The sequence below is a fragment of the Streptomyces cacaoi genome, from assembly GCF_006539165.1.
GTDB lineage: Bacteria > Actinomycetota > Actinomycetes > Streptomycetales > Streptomycetaceae > Streptomyces > Streptomyces cacaoi.
Genome location: NZ_BJMM01000043.1, coordinates 26,999 through 43,761 on the forward strand (window position 1 = coordinate 26,999; position 16,763 = coordinate 43,761).

Consider the following 16,763-nt stretch of genomic DNA (forward strand, 5'->3'; position numbering starts at 1 on the left):
CGACCGGCACCCGAAGCCAACCCCCGTCGCCCGCGACGACCCCGACGCGGGTCAGACGACCGGGGCGCGCGGGCCGTCCGGCGCGGCGGCACGCCCGTCGAGGACCTCCCCGGCGACCGCGGCGACCTCCTGGTCGGCCACCCTGCGGTAGCCGTCCCGGGTGACGAGCGCGACCAGCGGATACACCTGGCGGACCGGGTCGGGGCCGCCCGTCGCCGTGTCGTCGTCGGCCGCGTCGTACAGCGCCTGCACCACCGCCGTGACCAGCTCGCGCTCGGCCATGCCCGGCCGGTACAGCTTCTTCAGCGCGCCCCGCGCGTACGGCGAGCCGGAGCCGCTCACCGCGAAGTCCCGCTCCTCGGTGCGGCCGCCGGTCACATCGAAGGACCAGATCCGCCCCTGCCCCCGGTCGGGGTCGAACCCCGCGAACAGGGGGACGACCGCCAGGCCCTGCATGGCCATCTCCAGGTTGCCGCGGATCAGGGTGGTCAGCCGGTTCGCCTTGCCCTCCAGGGAGAGCGGGGCGCCCTCGACCTTCTCGTAGTGCTCCAGCTCCAGCTGGAAGAGCCGGATCATCTCCAGGGCGGGGCCGACGGTGCCCGCGAAGGCGACGGCGGAGTGCTCGTCGCCCGGCTGGACCTTCTCCGACTCGCGGTGGGCGATGACGTTGCCCATGGTGACCCGGCGGTCCCCGGCGACCAGCACGCCGTCCCGGTACGAGGCGGCGATCACGGTCGTGCCGTGCGGCGCCTCGAAGCCCGCCGGCACGCCCCCGGCCGGCGCCCGGCCGCCCGGCAGCAGCTCCGGCGCCTGCGCCCGGAGGAAGTCCATGAACGACGACGATCCCGCGGCCAGGAACGCCGCCGGCAGCCCCTGCCCGCCCGCTCCGTACGCACCAGCACCCATGCGGATCCTCCCCTGTCCGGCCCCCGGCGTCCGCTCCCCGCGGGCCCCGGGGGCACCCGCGTTCGAAGATCGCCCTGCGCGCGGGAGCCTACCCCGGCCCGATGTCCCGCATGTGCTGCCCCGCCTCCCGCGTACGCCCGCGCGCACGGGCCGTGCCGGGGGCCAACCACCGTGCCGTGCACGGGGCTTGGGGGAGTGTTCAGCCGCCGGTTCCCCGCACGCAAGGGCCGGCGTCGGAGCATGGCGGTGCCGGGTCCGGGGCACGGCGTACGCCGGGTCCCGCACTGCGGCACGCGACGGCTCCGGAGCACGTCGGACACCGGGGCCCGAGCATGGCGAGGACCACAGTTTCCGTATTTGCGTCGGGGCCGGTCAGGTGTGCGACAGTGGACCGTCCCGGTCGGCCGGGCGCGCCGTCGTGCGCAGCCGCCACCGGGGATCCCCTCCCACACAGCGACCGCGAACGGCCGCGCTCTCCGCGCGCCCGGAACGCGGTACGCGCCGAATCCAGCAGTACATATCCGCATCCGTCCGCACATACTGCGTACATGTCGCATACGTCCGCGCAATACGCCCCTCCGTCCAACACGTCCCACCGAGCGCCTTCTTGAGAGTGATGCAGGCAACGCACCCCGTTCCCCAGGTCTCCCCGGCCCCCCAGGTCTCCCGAGCCGCCGACCTCTTCGCCCACGGCCTGGAGTCCCGGCCCGGCTCCGCCCTGCTGCGGTTCGGCGCCGCCCGGCAACGGCCCGCCGACCGGATCAGCTGGTCCGGCGACGGCGCGGTCGCCTGGCTCGACGCGCCCCGCGGCCATGTGTGGAGCGTCGGCGCCCCCGCGGCCGCCGCCGGACTCGTCCTGCGCGCCGCCTGGCAACTCCCCGGCCAGGTACGGGAGTTCACCGGCCCGCGCGGCACCGAGGACCTCGTCGGCCGGTATCTGCCGACGGCCGGGACGACCGGGTGGATCTTCCGCTGGACCCTGGAGGAGCCGCCCCCGCACAGCGGTGAGGACCGCGTCGTCGCGCTCGACACCACGCACCACACCGAACTGCGCGACTTCCTCGCCGTCCACAGCCCCGGCCACTCCACGGGCCCCGGCTCCGGCAGCGTCAGCCTGTGGGCGGGCATCCGCGGCGAGGACGGCCGGCTCGTCGCCTGCGGCGCCCTCAGCAGCCTGCGCGACAGCGGCGCGCCGCTCATGGTGTCCGTCGCCACCGACACCCGGCAGCGCGGCCAGGGCCTCGGCGCGGCCCTGACCACCTGGCTCACCCGGCACGCCGTCCGCCGACACGGCTTCTGCACCCTGTGGCAACTCGCCGGCAACACCCCGGCCGAGCGCCTCTACACCCGCCTCGGCTACCGCGACGACGACCCCTGCGTCTCGGCCCGGCTGCTGCCCGACGGCTGAGCGGGGCCGCGGGGCCGCGGGGCCGGGGACGGGACGCCGCCGCGATACGGCACGCAGCCGCGGCGCGGGGGGGGCGCCGGGGCCCGGGGGCCCGGGGGGGCCGAGCGGGTCGGAGGGCCGGGACGCCGGGACGCCGGGACGCTGTACGCCGGGCCGCCGGAGGGGCCGGGCAGCAGGGGCACCAGGGCGCCGGGCGCCGGGCCGTTGGAGGACCGGAACGCCGGACCGCCGGGGCTCAGGGCGCCGGGCCGCCAGAGGCTTGGAGCACCGAGCACCCCGTACGCCGGACCGTCGGAGAACCGGAACGCCGGGGTGCCGGAGAGCCGAACGCCGGACAGCCGGGGCACCGGGAAGCCGAGCGCCGGGCAGCCGGAGAACGGAATGCCGGACCGTCGGAGCGGGGGGGCACCGCGCCCTCGGGGGGGGCCGGACCGCCGGGCAGCCGGGCAGCCGGGGCACCAGGACGCCGGGCGCCAGACAGCCGGAGGGCCGACACCGGACCGCCGGGACGCCGGGCGCCGGGGCGCCGGGCAGCCGGAGGGGCCGAGCAGCCGGGGCAGCAGGGCGTCGGGCGCCGGAGGGCCGGAGGGGCAGAACGCCAAGGCGCCGGGCAGCAGGAGCACCGGGACCACCGAGACCACCAGGGCTGCCAGGCCCGCCAGGGTCACCAGGGTCACCAGGGCGCCGGAGGGGCGGGGTCAGCCGACGGCGTCGTGGGCGAAGCGCAGCGACGCCGCGAAGACCTCCTCGACCTGCTCCTCGGACGCCCCGTACCAGACGTGGTCCGCGCCCGGAACCAGCCGCAGCTCCGCCGGAACCCCCGCCTCCGTCAGCCGGGCCGCCAACTCGACGCTGTGCTCGGGCGCGACCATGGTGTCCGCCTCGCCGTGCACGAGCAGGAACGGCGGCGCCCCGGCCCGCACCCGCGCGAGGGGGCTCGCCTCCCGCGCACGCCCGGGAAGCACCGCCGGGGCGTCCCCCAGGAGCAGCGCCTCCGGCGACGTGGGGTCCTCGGGCACGTAACTCCCGCGTGCCGTGGTCAGATCGCTGGGCCCGTACCAGACGACGGCACCGCGAAGCGGCCGCGTCTCCTCGGTCAGGGCGAGCAGCGACGCCAGGTGCCCGCCGGCCGACTCGCCCCACACCACCGTGCGCCCCGGATCGGTGCCGAGCTCGTCGGCCCGCAGCGCGAGCCAGCCGAGGGCGGTCCGCAGATCCTCCAGCGGGGCGGGGAACCGGGCCTCACCGCTCAGCCGGTGGTCGACGCTCGCGACGGCCAGGCCCGCCGCGGCGATCCGGGCGAACGGCCCCGGCTCCCAGCCGCGGGTGCGCAGCCCCATGTCGCCCCTGTGGCCGCGCCGCCAGGCGCCGCCGTGCACGAAGAGCACCACCGGCACGGGACCGCCACCCGGCTCCGGCGCGGGCAGCCACAGGTCCAGCTCCAGCGGACGGCCGCCGTCGACGGTGCCGTAGGGCACACCGCGCAGCACCCGCACCCCCTGCCCGCCCGGCGCGGCCGGCGGCAGCGGCGCCACATCGGGGTGCGGCGCACCGATCACCCGGAGCAGTCCGGCGTCGGTCACCGCGTCCTCCACTCGTGGTCGGGCAGGAACCGCACATCGAACCGCTGGGGCACGGTGGCGAACCGCTCCGGCTCGGGCACCACCGGCTCGGCCGGCAGGCCGTGCCGCTCGGTGGGCTCCCCGAGGTTCTCGAAGAACCGCTCGAAGGTGCCGCCCGGCCCGGCCGCGACCCCGACGACCTGACTGTGGTGCCGCTCCATCCGGTACGCGTGCGTACAGTTCTTCGGCACGAACCCGAAGTCCCCCGCGGTCAGCAGCCGCTCCTGCTGCTCGCCCCGGGTGTCCTCGACGAACAGCCGCACCGCGCCGTGCGTGATGTAGAAGACCTCGTGGGTGTCCTCGTGCACATGGGCCGGGATGATGTCGCCCTTGGGCCCCTCGACGGTGAAGAAGTTGAAGGTGTTCTCGGTCTGCTCGCCGCCCGCGTAGACGGTGATCAGGTCGCCGAACAGATGGGCGCGGTCCCCCTCGCCCTTCTGGACGAAGTAGGGCTTGCCCGGTTCGGCGGGGATGTGCGAGGCCCGCCGGTAGCGGGTGGCGTACTCGATGGTCATGCGGTCTCCGAACACCGTCCGGCATCAGCAGATAATGTCAGGCACCCTGACACGCCCCGCACCACCCGAGCAACCCGCACCCGCACCCGGCCCCCGACCCACACACCCACGACACCGCGCCCGCCCCGCCCCGCACCAGCCCCACACCAGCCCCACCAAGAACGGACCGCCACACCGGCCCCGCCGAGAAGCAAACCGTCACACCGGCCCCACCGAGAACCGAGCCGTCGCACCAGCCCCGCCGAAGACCGGGCCGTCACACCCCCACAGGACCGAGGCCCGGCCCACCGACCCCGGGAGGAACCCGATGCCCGCCGACCGCCGCCCCCTCCCCCAACTCCTCGGCGAGGCCCGGCGCTGGTTCGACCAGGCGCTCCCCGCGGCCCTCGAAGCCGCCGGCACCACCCCCCTCACCCCGGCACAGACCCAGCTCTTCGCCGCCCTCGACGACACCGGCACGACCGTCGCCGAACTCGCCCGCCGCACCGGCGTCACCCGCCAGTCCGCACACCAGACCGCCCACAGCCTGATCACCGCCGGACTCCTGGAACAGACCCCCGACCCCACCTCGGGCCGCCGCTGGCTGCTGCGCCGCACCCCCACCGGCGACCACGCCCACCACCAGGCCGTACACGCCCTCGCCACCCTGGAATCCCACCTGGCCGACCGCCTCGGCACCGAAACGGTGACGGCCCTGCGCACAGCCCTGGAACAGGACTGGGGCGAACCGCCGCGGGGGTGAATCACCATTGCCCGGGGTCCGATACGGGCAGACCGGTGTTCGCGGCCCGCACGGCCACGCCGCCGGCCGGCTCTCAACCTCCGGGCCACGTCCGGGGGTTGCGCGCACACGCGTGGACCGCCTCGACCGTCTCGGGCCGCCAGACGGACGGCAGCCGCGTCAGACGGGGAAGCTCCCGCCGCAGAAGCACGTGCACATCACGCAGGGAGGGCACCACCGTCAGACGGTCCGCCCCGACGAAGGCCAGGACGGGACGCGCCTCGACGGCGAAACCGCACGCCCGCGTCAGGATCTCCCCCGCGCGCCGGGCCTCGGCGCGGCTTCGGCGGACGTACGGGTAGGAATCGCGGCCGATCTTCACGGCCTCGTCGCCCACCCAGATCCGGGCCCCCCGATGGAACTTCGTGTTGACGGTGAAGACCCCCGCGGGCCCGATCAGCAGGTGGTCGATGTCCACATCACCCGCCAGCGGCACGGAGTGGAGCACCCGCCAGCCCGCCGCCGCGAATCCCTCCAGGTCCGCCCCGACCCTGCGCTCGCCCGCCAGCCCTCTGCGCCAGCTGTACGCGGAGGAGCGCTTACCGAGCAGCGCGGCCAGGACCCGGTCGAAGGGGCCGGGCAACAGCTCGTCCAGCTTCCGCCGCAGGGCCTCCCCCGGCCTGTTGGCCGCCAGATCGGCCCCCGGCCCGCGCGCCCCGGCCCCCGTCGGCGGGCGCCCCGGACCGGCCACCGGCGGTGCGCCGACCGGAGCCGGAACCGGAACCGGAGCACCCGGCGTGGCACCCGAGGACGCGGGGTCCGGCCGGTCCGTACCGCTGCGCGCCGTGGTGCCGGGCAGCAGGTGGGGTCGGAGCACCTCCAGCACACCGTCCCGGTATCCCTCGTCCAGGACGCGCAACTCCCCTGTCCTGCGGTCGAACCACGCGACGCTCCGGCCCTCGGGGAGGTTCACATAGAGCCGGTCGTGCCCGTAGCGCCTCCACTGCGAGACCTGTAAGTCACCCATCCCCCCATTCTGTTCGGGCCGTCAACGCCGCGACCCGGGCACCCCCTCGGCCCGGGCACGCCCCGGCCCGGCGCGCCACCTCCCGCACACCGGAAGCGGCCGACGAGCCCTTCCGGACGAAGGCGCTGCGGCCCCTCTCCCGCATCTCCCGAAGGAAGCGGGGGGCCGCAGCGGACGGGACGGGACCGACCCCGCGGCTCAGACCACCACCGGGGCAGGCGCCGGATACGTCGGGTACTCCGCGCCGGACACGTACTGGACGACGCGGATGACCTGGCACGAGTAGCCGAACTCGTTGTCGTACCAGAGGTAGAGGATCGCGTTGTCGCCGTCGACCTTCGTGGCGCCGGCGTCCACGATCGAGGCGTGGCGCGAGCCGATGAAGTCGCTGGAGACGGCGTCGGGCGCGGAGATGAAGTCGATCTGGCGCTTCAGCGGCGAGGTCAGCGAGACCTCGCGGAGGTGGTCCAGCACCTCCTGGCGGCTCGCCTCGCGGCCGAGTTGCAGATTGAGGATGGCGATCGAGACGTCCGGCACCGGCACCCGGATCGAGCTGCCGGTGATCTTCGCCCCGAGGTCGGGCAGCGCCTTCGCGACGGCGGACGCGGCACCCGTCTCGGTGATGACCATGTTGAGCGGCGCCGAGCGCCCCCGCCGTTCGGACTTGTGGTAATTGTCCAGCAGGTTCTGGTCGTTGGTGAACGAGTGGACGGTCTCGACGTGCCCGCGCACGACCCCGTACTCGTCCGCCATCGCCTTCAGCGGCGGGACGATCGCGTTGGTCGTGCAGGACGCACACGAGATGATCTGCTCGTCCGGCTTGATCATGTCGTGGTTGACGCCGTGCACGACGTTGGGCACATCGCCCTTGCCCGGCGCGGTCAGCACGACCTTCTCGACGCCCGGCCGCAGGTGCTTCGAGAGCCCCTCCCGGTCGCGCCACTTGCCCGTGTTGTCGATGAGGACGGCGTTCTTGATCCCGTACGCCGTGTAGTCCACCGTCGTCGGGTCGTCGGAGTAGATCACCTGGATCTCGTTGCCGTTGGCGACGATCCGGCCGTTCGCCTCGTCCACCGTGATGGTGCCCTGGAACTGCCCGTGTATGGAGTCCCGGCGCAGCAGCGACGCCCGCTTGACCAGGTCCTCGCCCGTCTCCCCCGCGCCCTTGCGGACGACGATCGCCCGCAGGCGCAGGCCGTTGCCGGACCCGGCCTTCTCGATGAGCAGCCGGGCGAGGAGCCGTCCGATCCGGCCGAAGCCGTACAGGACGACATCGCGCGGCTCCCGCCGGTCGATCTTGTTGGCCCCGGTGGCGCCGGCCACGGCCTCGGCGGTGAACTCCTCGACGGACAGGCCGCGTTCATCGTCCCGGTACGTCGCGGCGAGCATGCCGATGTCGATCTGGGACGGGCCGAGATCGAGCGCGGTGAGGGCCTGGAGAAACGGCAGCGTCTCGGTGACGGACAGCTCCTCACCGGCGATCTGCCGGGCGAACCGGTGGGTCTTGAGGATGCTCACCACCGACTTGTTCACCAGGGAACGGCTGTGCAGCAGGACCGTGACGTCCCGCTCCCGGTGCAGTCTCCCGATGAGCGGGATCATCGACTCCGCGATCTCCTCGCGGGTCTTCCAGTTGGTGAACACGTCGTCGTTGACAGTCACAGTGATCTATCTTTCGAGCTAGGCGGCGCTCATATGCTAACCCGCCCCGCCCACCCGCTCGCACAGAGACCCGAATGAGCACCCCTCGCCCCGTCTCCCCCGACACCACCCGCAGCCCGGCTCACCCCTGCAACAGAGGACCGACCGGAACCAACCGGAACCGGCCGGGCCGAGCCAAGCTCAGCCGGGATCAGCTGAGACCGACTGAGACCGGCTGAGACCAGCCGGGACGGGCACGGAACCAGCCGATGTCGCTCCACCCCCGGGACTTCGATCACCACATTCCAGGAAAATGCCCACCGACCGGCAGGCCCGGAAATCGGAGGGCGAATGGGAAAACAAGTCAAGTGCGGATCGACGCGCACAACGACCGGTAGGCCCTGTCAGCGGCCGGCAATGATCGGCTACTCCCGCTGCCAGGACCACCGGGGCGATTGGACCCCGGTCCAGAAGCGAAAGACCAAGAAACGGCGCTGACCACCACCCCACCCGTACCCGGCGACCAAGAACCACCGCCGGGCACAACCCCCACCGCTCCCCAGCTCACTCGCCGGGCGCGCCCCCGTCCAACTCCTCGACGCGCCGCACCAGTACGTCGATCCGCGCCGCGGCGCCCTCGCACTCGGTGACGAGCCGCTGAATCCGCTCGTCCACCTGCTTCCGGTCGTAACCCCGCCGCGCTATACGGAAAGCAACGGCCGGACGCGCCCCGCTCTCCACACCGACGCCGACAACACCTCCATCTCCCGAGCCGGAATCCCCCGCCCCCTCCCGAAAACCACCGGCGGCAGCGGCCCCACCCGCACACCCCGACACCTCGGCCCCGCCCAGATACAACTCCTCAATACGCCTCTCCAGCACGGCAATACGAGCCAGCGCCCGATCCCGCTCCTCAACGAGCCCACGTATCCGCTCATCCACTTCCCCGCACTCATAACCCCGCCGCACCACCTCGAACCCCCACACATCCGAACCCCGCTCGCCCTGCCGCGACTTCCACACACCCATCACTCTCCACCCCCGAAAACTCGCCGATATCCCCGTGCCGTCGCCCCCCCGGACACGACTCCCCGACCCGCGACACTGCACGACCGGGGCAGCTTGGCACAGGGGGGGGGCTTGGGCGGGGCAGGGGGCCGCGCCGCTGCCGACCGGAGCCCGGGTCGGGGCTCCGAGGCAGGGCGCGTCCCCACGAGGCGGGCACTAGCGCGCCGCAGGCACAGGCGAACTGTCCGACCAGGCCGAACCGAACTGCTGAAGGGCGAAGCTGTACAGGAGACCCGGCGCTCGCGCGTACAGGCAGGGAGAGTTCCTGCCGTGGGCCGAGCTGCTGTAGAAGGTGATGTAGGCGGCGCGGTCAGTCGCGATGATCCGGCAGGTGTTGGGCAAATTGAAGCTGTGGAGTTCGACGTTGCGTTGTGCGCGCGCTGCGTGCTCCAGGTAGTCGAAGTTCGTCCGCACCTGGCTCCTGAGTAGATCCGGGGTGAATCCGGGATCGAACCGGCACACGTCGTGCGAGCGCCGGTCCAGCCACGAGTCGGCGCGAATACGAGGGTCGGGCAAGAGGATCTGCACCGATTCCAGGGGAAGTTCGCCTGACCACAGCGCGGAGAACGCCTCACGGGTGAGGACGTTTCCACGCCCGGCCAGGACCTTGATCCACCGAGCACGGCCCAGCTCTCGCGCAATGTCCCGTTCGGCGGAGGACTGCTGGCGATACACGCGGCCGAGCCCGGTTCCCGTGCACCAGGAACAGGCCGCCACCAGCCACCACAAGGGGCGCGAGCCGCGCAGGAACCCGAGAACAAGCAGGACACCGCTGGCTGCCAGGGAGCTGAGAACCCCGAGGAGGAAAGCAGTCATATGTACTGTCTCCTGTCTCTGACGTCCACGAGAGAACCGGACGCTCTGATCAGCAGAGGTAGGCCACCAGCTGCCGCAGCACGTACGCGGCGTTACGTGCCGCGAGCCCGTGATAGCCGTGGCCCTTTTGCTCGTCCGCGTTGTCCGATACACCACGAACCACAATCCAGCCCGGGTTGACCGCACCATGGACCGAGTTCTCCTGCCAGTACTGACTCAGTCCGCCGGCTTCCATATCGACCGCAAGGACCTTCTCGTGGTAGCCCGTGAGGTACTGCCGAATATCACTTTCCCGGTCTGCGATCACGGCTTCGCCGGACCCGATCACCCCCGGGTAGACGGCGTACGACTCCGACGCGTACGACGGGTCCTGCCCGTAGATGCTCGCGGGGGTCCCATTGTCCGCGAAATAGGCGTTCACGGCGTGGACGACCGGCGCGGGCGCTTGTCGGTGCTCCCCTCGGCGCCGAACCTCCCCGCCTCCGTTGATCTTGCGGTTCTCGTAGTAGACGACGTCGGTCGAAACGATGACATTGCCCACGCGAGCGTGTTCATCGTGGATCCCGCCGCCCACGCCGACCAAGGCCCACACTCGTGGGTTGTAGTGGCGTCGGAGGTTCTCCAGCGCACCCATCGCCGACCGTTGTCCCTGGCTTTGGCTCTGTGTGGCCACCACGCGAACCGTCGCATCCGGTGTCGTGTAGCTGCCCCTGTAGAAGTACAGCCCGCTGCTCTCCTTGTGACGCTCCAGCTTCAATTCGTCCCGTACAGCCTGGAGTTCCTCGCTGAGGATCGTGACCACTCCGATGTCCCAGGCCGGTTCCTCCTTCTCACTGGGGCGAAGAATGGGCTCTTCCGCCGGTGCACCCGCGGACACCTGAGCTCGTTCACCGATGGCGTTGTTGCTGAAGCTGTTGCCGTCTCCACGGCTGATGATGCCTCGATTGATCGTCATCTGCTTCCTCCACTGCCTTGGCTGCTCTGACCTGCCGGCTGATTCGCCGCACCGCCCGACTGAGCTCCGTCACCTACCGCGTTGTTACTGAAGGTGTTGTTGTCGCCGAAGTTGAAGATTCCACTGTTGATGATTTTGAGTGCTCGGTCATTGAACTCGGAGTTGTCCACATCATTGGCTGCCAGGAAGTCGCTCGCGGCCCTCAGCAACCGCCGCTCGATGGTCTTCATCCGGCCCAGGATGTCGCTCTTCTCCAGCTGGATCTTGGACCACGCCTGGGCAGCCTTCTCCCTGATGCTGACCCGGGTGCCGATCAGGACGTTACGGATCGGCGACATGGTGAGATCGCAGGGCAGGAGAACGGATTTTCCCAGCGCATAGAGGTAGCGGATGATCCGCCATGAGCGCGGGATCTCCTTGGGGAGAGCGACCATTTCCCGCAGCGCTGCCCAAACCACAGCGATTGCTCCGTTGTGGCCGAACTCCTCCGCGTATTGGAATGATCTCGGTGTGTGTGCAAGGACGCACGCTGCTGTGGAGATGCTCAAGGTCCGCCCCTGCAAGCTGACTCGCAGCAGAACGGTCGCGACGAACTCCGCGCCTTCCACAGGAGTACTGATCTCCAGAAAGTGGTGCTGTTTGGACCCCGGCGTATCGATGATGGCATGCAGGTCCTTCTCATCGATATGCGCGGGGAAGAGCCCGCGGTCGGCCGCCACATCGGTCTCCGCCACATAGATGCGGTCCCGGACGTGCGTGGGAAGACGGACCTCCCCGTTGTCGGTGTCCAGTTGCCGAACCGCCTCCCGCAGGTACTCGACCAACTCATGGGCCTGGAAGGGAGGTACAGGATGCTCACACTCGTGCAACGGGGCCTCGTCGCTCCCAGGGCGCAGCAACTGGATACATATCGGGGGGTTCCAGTGGTAGACCAGTTCACCGGCCCCGATGAACGGTGACTCGTCCCCGAAGAGCGTGAACCTGGTGAGGTCGTCCTCGTCCTCACAATGTCTCGGGCGCTGGTAGACAGCGCAGATGTGCCTCTGCTGTGCGTCCGCCACGCGCTGCCGTGCAGACAATCGCCTCGGCCTGAGGTGCGGTGCGCGCAATATGTGGTTCAGCGTCATCTGTCGTACAGCGCCGACAGTGAGGCATGAGGCCACGATCGCCCCTGCCGAGCAGAGGGCCGGGAAAGCCTGGGCCGGATAGAGAACCGCGACGATCAGTCCGGTGACCACCAGAGCGAGGGCGAGAGTTCCGATCTTCCTGTACGCGCGTATCTTCTCCGAGTACTTGAGTCGACCCGCATGTTTCCAGGTGATCAGCAGAGCCATCAGGCTTCGGTGCTCTCGTGCGGATCCCAGTCCGCGTCGCTTGGAACCCCGTTTGAGCCTCGGTTCCGACTCTGCCCTACGCAGCAGAACGGCAACATGAAGCAGCCACAGGAGGGCCAGTCCGCAGGTGACCAGAATGGTGGCAGGTAACGCCCCCGCGAGAGCGGGAACCACCGTGGCTCCGATCACCGCGACACGGAGCAGCACATTCAGCGTCGCGGCGCGCCAGGCGTGACGCATCACCGGAACGATGTCGAACCCGTAGGAGGGAGCAACCCTGCGATGTGGAGCGGTGCACACCTCGTCGATCACGAGGTCACGGAACCGTTCATCCACGTGCACCCCGGCGCATAAGTGACGCGTGGCAGCAGTGGTTTCCTCGACCGCTTCCACGGCTGGTACCGGCGCATCGGAAGTCATCACGCTGCCCCCCGCCTCGCAAGCTTAAGGTTGACGTGACCATAAGTGTCGCAAGCGTTTAAGTCAACATGACCTTTAGGGGTTCCGGTGGACGAGTGGCTGAAGCACTCCACAGAGGTGGAAGCGTCGTGGGTGACGGCGGACCTGACGATCTTCACGGTCCGGGAGGGCCAATTGATGGTCCTCCTGGTCGAACGCGGGGTGGAACCCTTCCTGGGCCGGCCCGCCCTGCCCGGCGGATACATCCAGAAGGACGAGACCCTGCGCGAAGGGGCCCTGCGTGAACTCTGGGAGGAAGCAGGGATCGACGGCAGGCGACTGCACCTGGAGCAGTTGGGCGCCTACGGGGAGCCTCGACGCGACCCCCGAGGAAGGGTGGTCACGATCGCCTACCTGGCGCTGGGGCCCGACCTCCCCGCGCCCGTGGGCGGCACCGACGCCGAGCGTGCCTACTGGGCCCCGGTCGCCCAACTGCAAAGCGACGCACAAGCGTTGGCGTTCGACCACGCGGAAATCCTTTCCGACGCCTTGGAAGAGGTCCGCACGAAACTCGAGTACACGGCTGTCGCCACAGCATTTTGCGGAGACTCATTCACCCTGAGTGAGCTCCGTAAGGTCTACGAGGTGATCTGGGGGCAGGTGCTCGACCCGAGCAACTTCCGTCGCAAGGTGCTCAACACACCGGGATTCGTCCAACCGACGGGAGAACAACGACTGCCTCCCACAGGACGCCCAGCCGCCCTCTACCGCCGGGGTACCGCCTGGCTGCTCAGCCCGCCCCTGCTACGGGGCGGCCAACAGTCGTAGGCCACACCGTGGCAGCCGGTCCCAACCTCCGTACCGTCGGTCGACCATCCGGGGCAGGCAATCCGATGCGAAACCGGATCAGCCGGCCGAGGCTCGCCGATCACAGGGAGGCCGGATCCGGCACAGAACAGAGCGGATGGCCATCCCGAACAGGAACGGCCACCCGCTCTGTCGTTCTGACGACCCAGGCCGGCGAAACAGCGTCCGCCTCATGAGGGGATTGGACATCGAAGTACGGCCCAGGAACTCTGCCGACCTGGCTGTGCGACGCCGGGACTCGGTACCGGTGCGCAGCGGATGCATGTCCAGGCGAAGTCAATCGGCTGTCTGGTCGTCCCAAAAGGGAGCCTGCTCAGTCGTTTTGACTGGGTCCGTGCTCTTCTCGTCGCGCTTCCGGACCTTCCGGGTTGTGATTCTCCCCACCGCAGGAGTCCACCGCAGGCGCGCCCGGGCGCGAGGAGCTTCCCAAGGCGCTCGGCGGGTTGGACTCGATACCGTTGCTCAGTTCCCGTCGCACCTGCCGCCAAGCGCGGATGATCTGCGGCAGCTTCGAAAGGACTTCGCTGATCTGCGTCAGCAGTAACGTGAAGCAACCGAACACGGCAAGGATGACCAAGGTCAAGTCGTCCCACTTCATGATGCTGTCTCTGCCTTCTGCTGGGCCGTAGCACGCCGACGCGGACCGGTATGGGACCAAGTGACTGATTCTGACATCAGTGTTGTTTCCGACAACACATGCGGTGGCATCGGCGGCCAACTGGACAAACTGTTCTCGAACTCTGCAATTTCTCGAAACCGTGGCTCCGCCGATTTTCGTGAATCCAAATACATCGAGGGGGTCCATCGATGCCGGATTCTTTGCGCAATGGGCTGTCGCGCGGACCGGCCTGGCACAGCACTAACCGAGTCGGAACCGGTACGAGATCCAGTCGAGGGCATCTGCCCCCAACCGATCGGGGGATTCGAGCAGTGCAGCCTCGACTGCCGCGAGATCCTCCAACGTGTCGGGAGCGCTCGAACGGTCCAGCACGGCGAGACACTCCATCGCCGAAGCAACGGTTTCGGTCCAGCCGGGCATCCCGAAGTGGGTAGGGGCTTTGCACACAGCCGAGGCGGCTCTGTGCAACAGAGCCGCACGCCAGCCTTGTTCACGCATCACCTCAGCGGTGAGCCAGACCTGGTCGTCGATGTTCTGGACGAACTCCGCCACAGGCCCGGATACCATCCCCAGCCTGAAGCACGAGCCGCCGGCCCACGGAAGATCCAAGTCGGAAGCGACGGCCACGAACGCAAGCAGTGCCTCAGGACCGAGGTTCCGTGCGGCCATCAACGCCGCTCGGGCCCTGCGGTGCAGGTCGACGCTCTGTGCCAAGACTTCCCCCTGGCTGGGCCGGTCATCGGCCACGTCGACACAGTCCAGCAGCCCGTCACGCCAGGTGTCGGCGACCAAACCGACCGCCGCGACATTCACCAGTTCCTCTGTGTCACCTGGATCAAGGCCGAAGCGCGCCAGAACGGCGGAAGCGTACTCCTCGACATCCGGCAGTGCTGGGCGCTTCGCTTCGATCGCCGACTTCTCCGACAGAGCTTCCACCCGTGGTGACAGAGGGGTGGGCCCCGGCCGCTCCACGGCGATTCCGTGCTCCGTCAGATCGTCGAAAACAGCGTCCGGCCCGCAGTCGATGTGTGAGGAATCATGGCGCCCGGTGCAGCCTTCCGGGCACTCGAACTCCGCGCACATCTCCGGCTCCGCGGGTTGGGCCTCGTTGAGCACGTGGTAGGCGAGCCGCTCCGCTACCGCCTCCCTCGCCGTCATCATGGCCAAGTCGAGGCGGAACGCTCCGTCCTTCAGCCCTGGATCTTCGCGATCCACAGAGGCAGGCGGTTCAGGCATCTCCGGGACCCATGTGTATGCCGATTCCAGCGAGATCAGCAGCCAGGCGATCCTCAACGCCTCCACATCATCGTCTTGTGCCAGCTCGGCCACGGCCTCCGCAGCGTGCCGCACGCCGTCAAGACGAGACAGGTGCTGTGTACGCGCTGATAGCCAAGCAGCAGACTCTGCTCGCGCCTGCTCGGCGCCCCGGGCCCGAGCGAGGTCTCTGGTGCGTCTCGCTTGGACAACCAGCCGGGTCAGACAGGGACGACACCCGAACAGTCCCGATGTCGGGGTCGGGCCGAGCGGTACGGCAGCTAGGTCCTCACCGAACGTGGCATCACACAGACAGCAGTCCAGGGCCCCCACCTGGCGAGATGTGGGGATGCTGGGCAAGGCGGCGCGGATGGTGTCGCGCGCGTAGGCAGGGATGTGCACAGGGCAGCTCCTCGGGTGGCGGCGCTCCAGCAGCGCCTTTCCCATGCTCGCCCCGTCATTTGGCCGTAAGTCACGGTTTGCCAGCCGGGCGGCATACTTGCCGAAAGCTGACTCGTCGTCGGTTTGCAGCTCCTAGGGTGCTGACAAAACTTGACGCACCGACCAGGAGGAACCGGATTTGGCTGCCCCTACCACGCCACCCGAACCGGTCGGCCCACACCGGGAACTGGTCGAGGCGCTCCAGGAACTGCACCGTGCGGCGGGCCTGTTGAGCTTTCGGAAGGTGAGCAAACTCATCCGTGGCCGCGATGATCGGCTGTCGGCAGCCAGCCACGAGAGTGTGCGGTCCGCCGTCAGCGGGTTACGCGTTCCACGTTGGGAAACCGTCCACGACATCGTCATGGTCCTGGCAGGTCTATGCAGCCCACCCCGGAGCGAGGAGGCCGAGACGGGCAGGTTCCTCCCCCTCTGGCGAGCGATCCGCGAAGGGGAAGCCGGCGCGCTCAAGTCCTTCCAAGAACTGGTTCACGGCGGTTGGGGAGGTGAGGACGGCACGTTCACCCCGGAGATGATCATGGGGGTGTTGATCAATCCCTTCAGCGCCATCGAGATCCATCCTTCGCTCGCCGCTCCCCACGAGCCGCTGGTGTCCGAGGATCAATGGGTTCATGCGATGGTGCGGCACATTGAGGAGCATGGCGCCGAACATACGTTGCGCATCCTGTTGCACACGTTGAAAGGCGACTACGTCGGGGCAGACGAGGGCGCGCCGTTTGGCTACCGCAACCCCGACCGGGAAGCCATGGAGGCATATGCCGCCTTCCAATACGGCTGCCAGGAAAGTCTCCGGCGACTAAGTCGCGAGCCCAACCTCCTCGCGCAGTCGATCCGCGCGATGCACGCGGACGAAACCATGGACCGGGACGACCGGGCGAAGATGCTGGAGAACGAGTCGGACCTGAGCTTGATGCGCGAAGTGATGACCGTGACTCCGGAGACCTGGGACGAAGTGTCGGAGGAGGCGCAACACATGGTGTGCGGCTACCTGATCAAGCAGATCAGTCCGGCCGGGCCACTCAGGCTTCCCGACGACGAGCGATTCCACATCACTTGGCGCGTCCCCGAACCGCCCACGGCATGACTCCGCCTGCCTCTCGCAGGGATCCCTCACACCGAAGGCCGCCACCCCAATACAGGGCGGCGGCCTTC

Annotated in this window: 14 protein-coding genes and 1 pseudogene; 4 read left to right on the forward strand and 11 right to left on the reverse strand. The window is 69.4% G+C overall.

Going from position 1 to position 16,763, the window contains the following annotated elements; translation table 11 throughout:
• Window positions 1–51: 51 nt before the first annotated feature.
• Window positions 52–906, reverse strand: coding sequence for a proteasome subunit beta (gene prcB / locus SCA03_RS27995; protein ID WP_051847156.1), 855 nt, complete (start codon window positions 904–906; stop codon window positions 52–54).
• Between the two features lie 616 nt (window positions 907–1,522).
• On the opposite strand from prcB, the gene SCA03_RS28000 reads away from it, so the two are divergent.
• Entirely contained in the window at window positions 1,523–2,314 is a 792-nt protein-coding gene (locus SCA03_RS28000; RefSeq protein ID WP_086817793.1) for a GNAT family N-acetyltransferase, read from the forward strand.
• 698 nt (window positions 2,315–3,012) lie between these two features.
• Here SCA03_RS28000 and SCA03_RS28005 read toward each other — a convergent pair.
• A complete protein-coding gene (locus SCA03_RS28005; protein WP_230988958.1) occupies window positions 3,013–3,897 on the reverse strand; it encodes an alpha/beta hydrolase in 885 nt (294 codons plus the stop codon).
• Window positions 3,894–4,451, reverse strand: coding sequence for a quercetin 2,3-dioxygenase (locus tag SCA03_RS28010; RefSeq protein WP_030895669.1), 558 nt, complete (start codon window positions 4,449–4,451; stop codon window positions 3,894–3,896). The genes SCA03_RS28005 and SCA03_RS28010 overlap by 4 nt, the downstream gene beginning before the upstream one ends.
• 307 nt (window positions 4,452–4,758) lie before the next feature.
• Between SCA03_RS28010 and SCA03_RS28015 the strand changes: the two genes are divergently transcribed.
• Entirely contained in the window at window positions 4,759–5,193 is a 435-nt protein-coding gene (locus SCA03_RS28015; protein WP_030886921.1) for a MarR family winged helix-turn-helix transcriptional regulator, read from the forward strand.
• Window positions 5,194–5,266: 73 nt separating this feature from the next.
• Here the strand turns inward: SCA03_RS28015 and SCA03_RS28020 are convergent, their stop codons facing one another.
• From SCA03_RS28020 to SCA03_RS28040, 6 genes and pseudogenes are all read right to left on the reverse strand, one after another.
• Entirely contained in the window at window positions 5,267–6,199 is a 933-nt protein-coding gene (locus SCA03_RS28020) for a nuclease-related domain-containing protein (protein ID WP_086818360.1), read from the reverse strand.
• Between the two features lie 198 nt (window positions 6,200–6,397).
• On the reverse strand, window positions 6,398–7,861 hold the full coding sequence (locus tag SCA03_RS28025) for a glyceraldehyde-3-phosphate dehydrogenase (RefSeq protein ID WP_086818361.1): 1,464 nt from the start codon (window positions 7,859–7,861) through the stop codon (window positions 6,398–6,400).
• 828 nt (window positions 7,862–8,689) lie between these two features.
• Window positions 8,690–8,869 (reverse strand): annotated as a pseudogene (locus SCA03_RS36535) (hypothetical protein); the annotation flags it as partial.
• 195 nt (window positions 8,870–9,064) lie between these two features.
• The gene (locus SCA03_RS28030) at window positions 9,065–9,724 is read right to left on the reverse strand and encodes a hypothetical protein (RefSeq protein ID WP_030895661.1); all 660 of its coding nucleotides are present in this window, start codon (window positions 9,722–9,724) and stop codon (window positions 9,065–9,067) included.
• A gap of 49 nt (window positions 9,725–9,773) precedes the next feature.
• Window positions 9,774–10,679, reverse strand: coding sequence for a 5'-methylthioadenosine/S-adenosylhomocysteine nucleosidase family protein (locus tag SCA03_RS28035; protein WP_086817527.1), 906 nt, complete (start codon window positions 10,677–10,679; stop codon window positions 9,774–9,776).
• The gene (locus SCA03_RS28040; protein ID WP_212767125.1) at window positions 10,676–12,433 is read right to left on the reverse strand and encodes an AbeC-like domain-containing protein; all 1,758 of its coding nucleotides are present in this window, start codon (window positions 12,431–12,433) and stop codon (window positions 10,676–10,678) included. Before SCA03_RS28040 ends, SCA03_RS28035 begins: the two co-directional genes overlap by 4 nt.
• A gap of 87 nt (window positions 12,434–12,520) precedes the next feature.
• Between SCA03_RS28040 and SCA03_RS28045 the strand changes: the two genes are divergently transcribed.
• Window positions 12,521–13,240, forward strand: a complete 720-nt coding sequence (locus tag SCA03_RS28045) for an NUDIX hydrolase (RefSeq protein ID WP_030895654.1) — start codon at window positions 12,521–12,523, stop codon at window positions 13,238–13,240.
• Window positions 13,241–13,592: 352 nt separating this feature from the next.
• Here SCA03_RS28045 and SCA03_RS28050 read toward each other — a convergent pair whose 3' ends face one another.
• Together SCA03_RS28050 and SCA03_RS28055 are read right to left on the reverse strand one after the other, a co-directional pair.
• Complete coding sequence (locus SCA03_RS28050) at window positions 13,593–13,877, reverse strand: hypothetical protein (RefSeq protein WP_086817525.1); 285 nt, start codon at window positions 13,875–13,877, stop codon at window positions 13,593–13,595.
• Window positions 13,878–14,138: 261 nt separating this feature from the next.
• A complete protein-coding gene (locus SCA03_RS28055) occupies window positions 14,139–15,227 on the reverse strand; it encodes a hypothetical protein (protein ID WP_230988959.1) in 1,089 nt (362 codons plus the stop codon).
• Window positions 15,228–15,837: 610 nt separating this feature from the next.
• Between SCA03_RS28055 and SCA03_RS28060 the strand changes: the two genes are divergently transcribed.
• Window positions 15,838–16,695 carry a hypothetical protein gene (locus SCA03_RS28060; RefSeq protein ID WP_230988960.1) on the forward strand — a complete coding sequence of 286 codons (858 nt, stop codon included), beginning with the start codon at window positions 15,838–15,840 and terminating at the stop codon, window positions 16,693–16,695.
• Window positions 16,696–16,763: the final 68 nt, after the last annotated feature.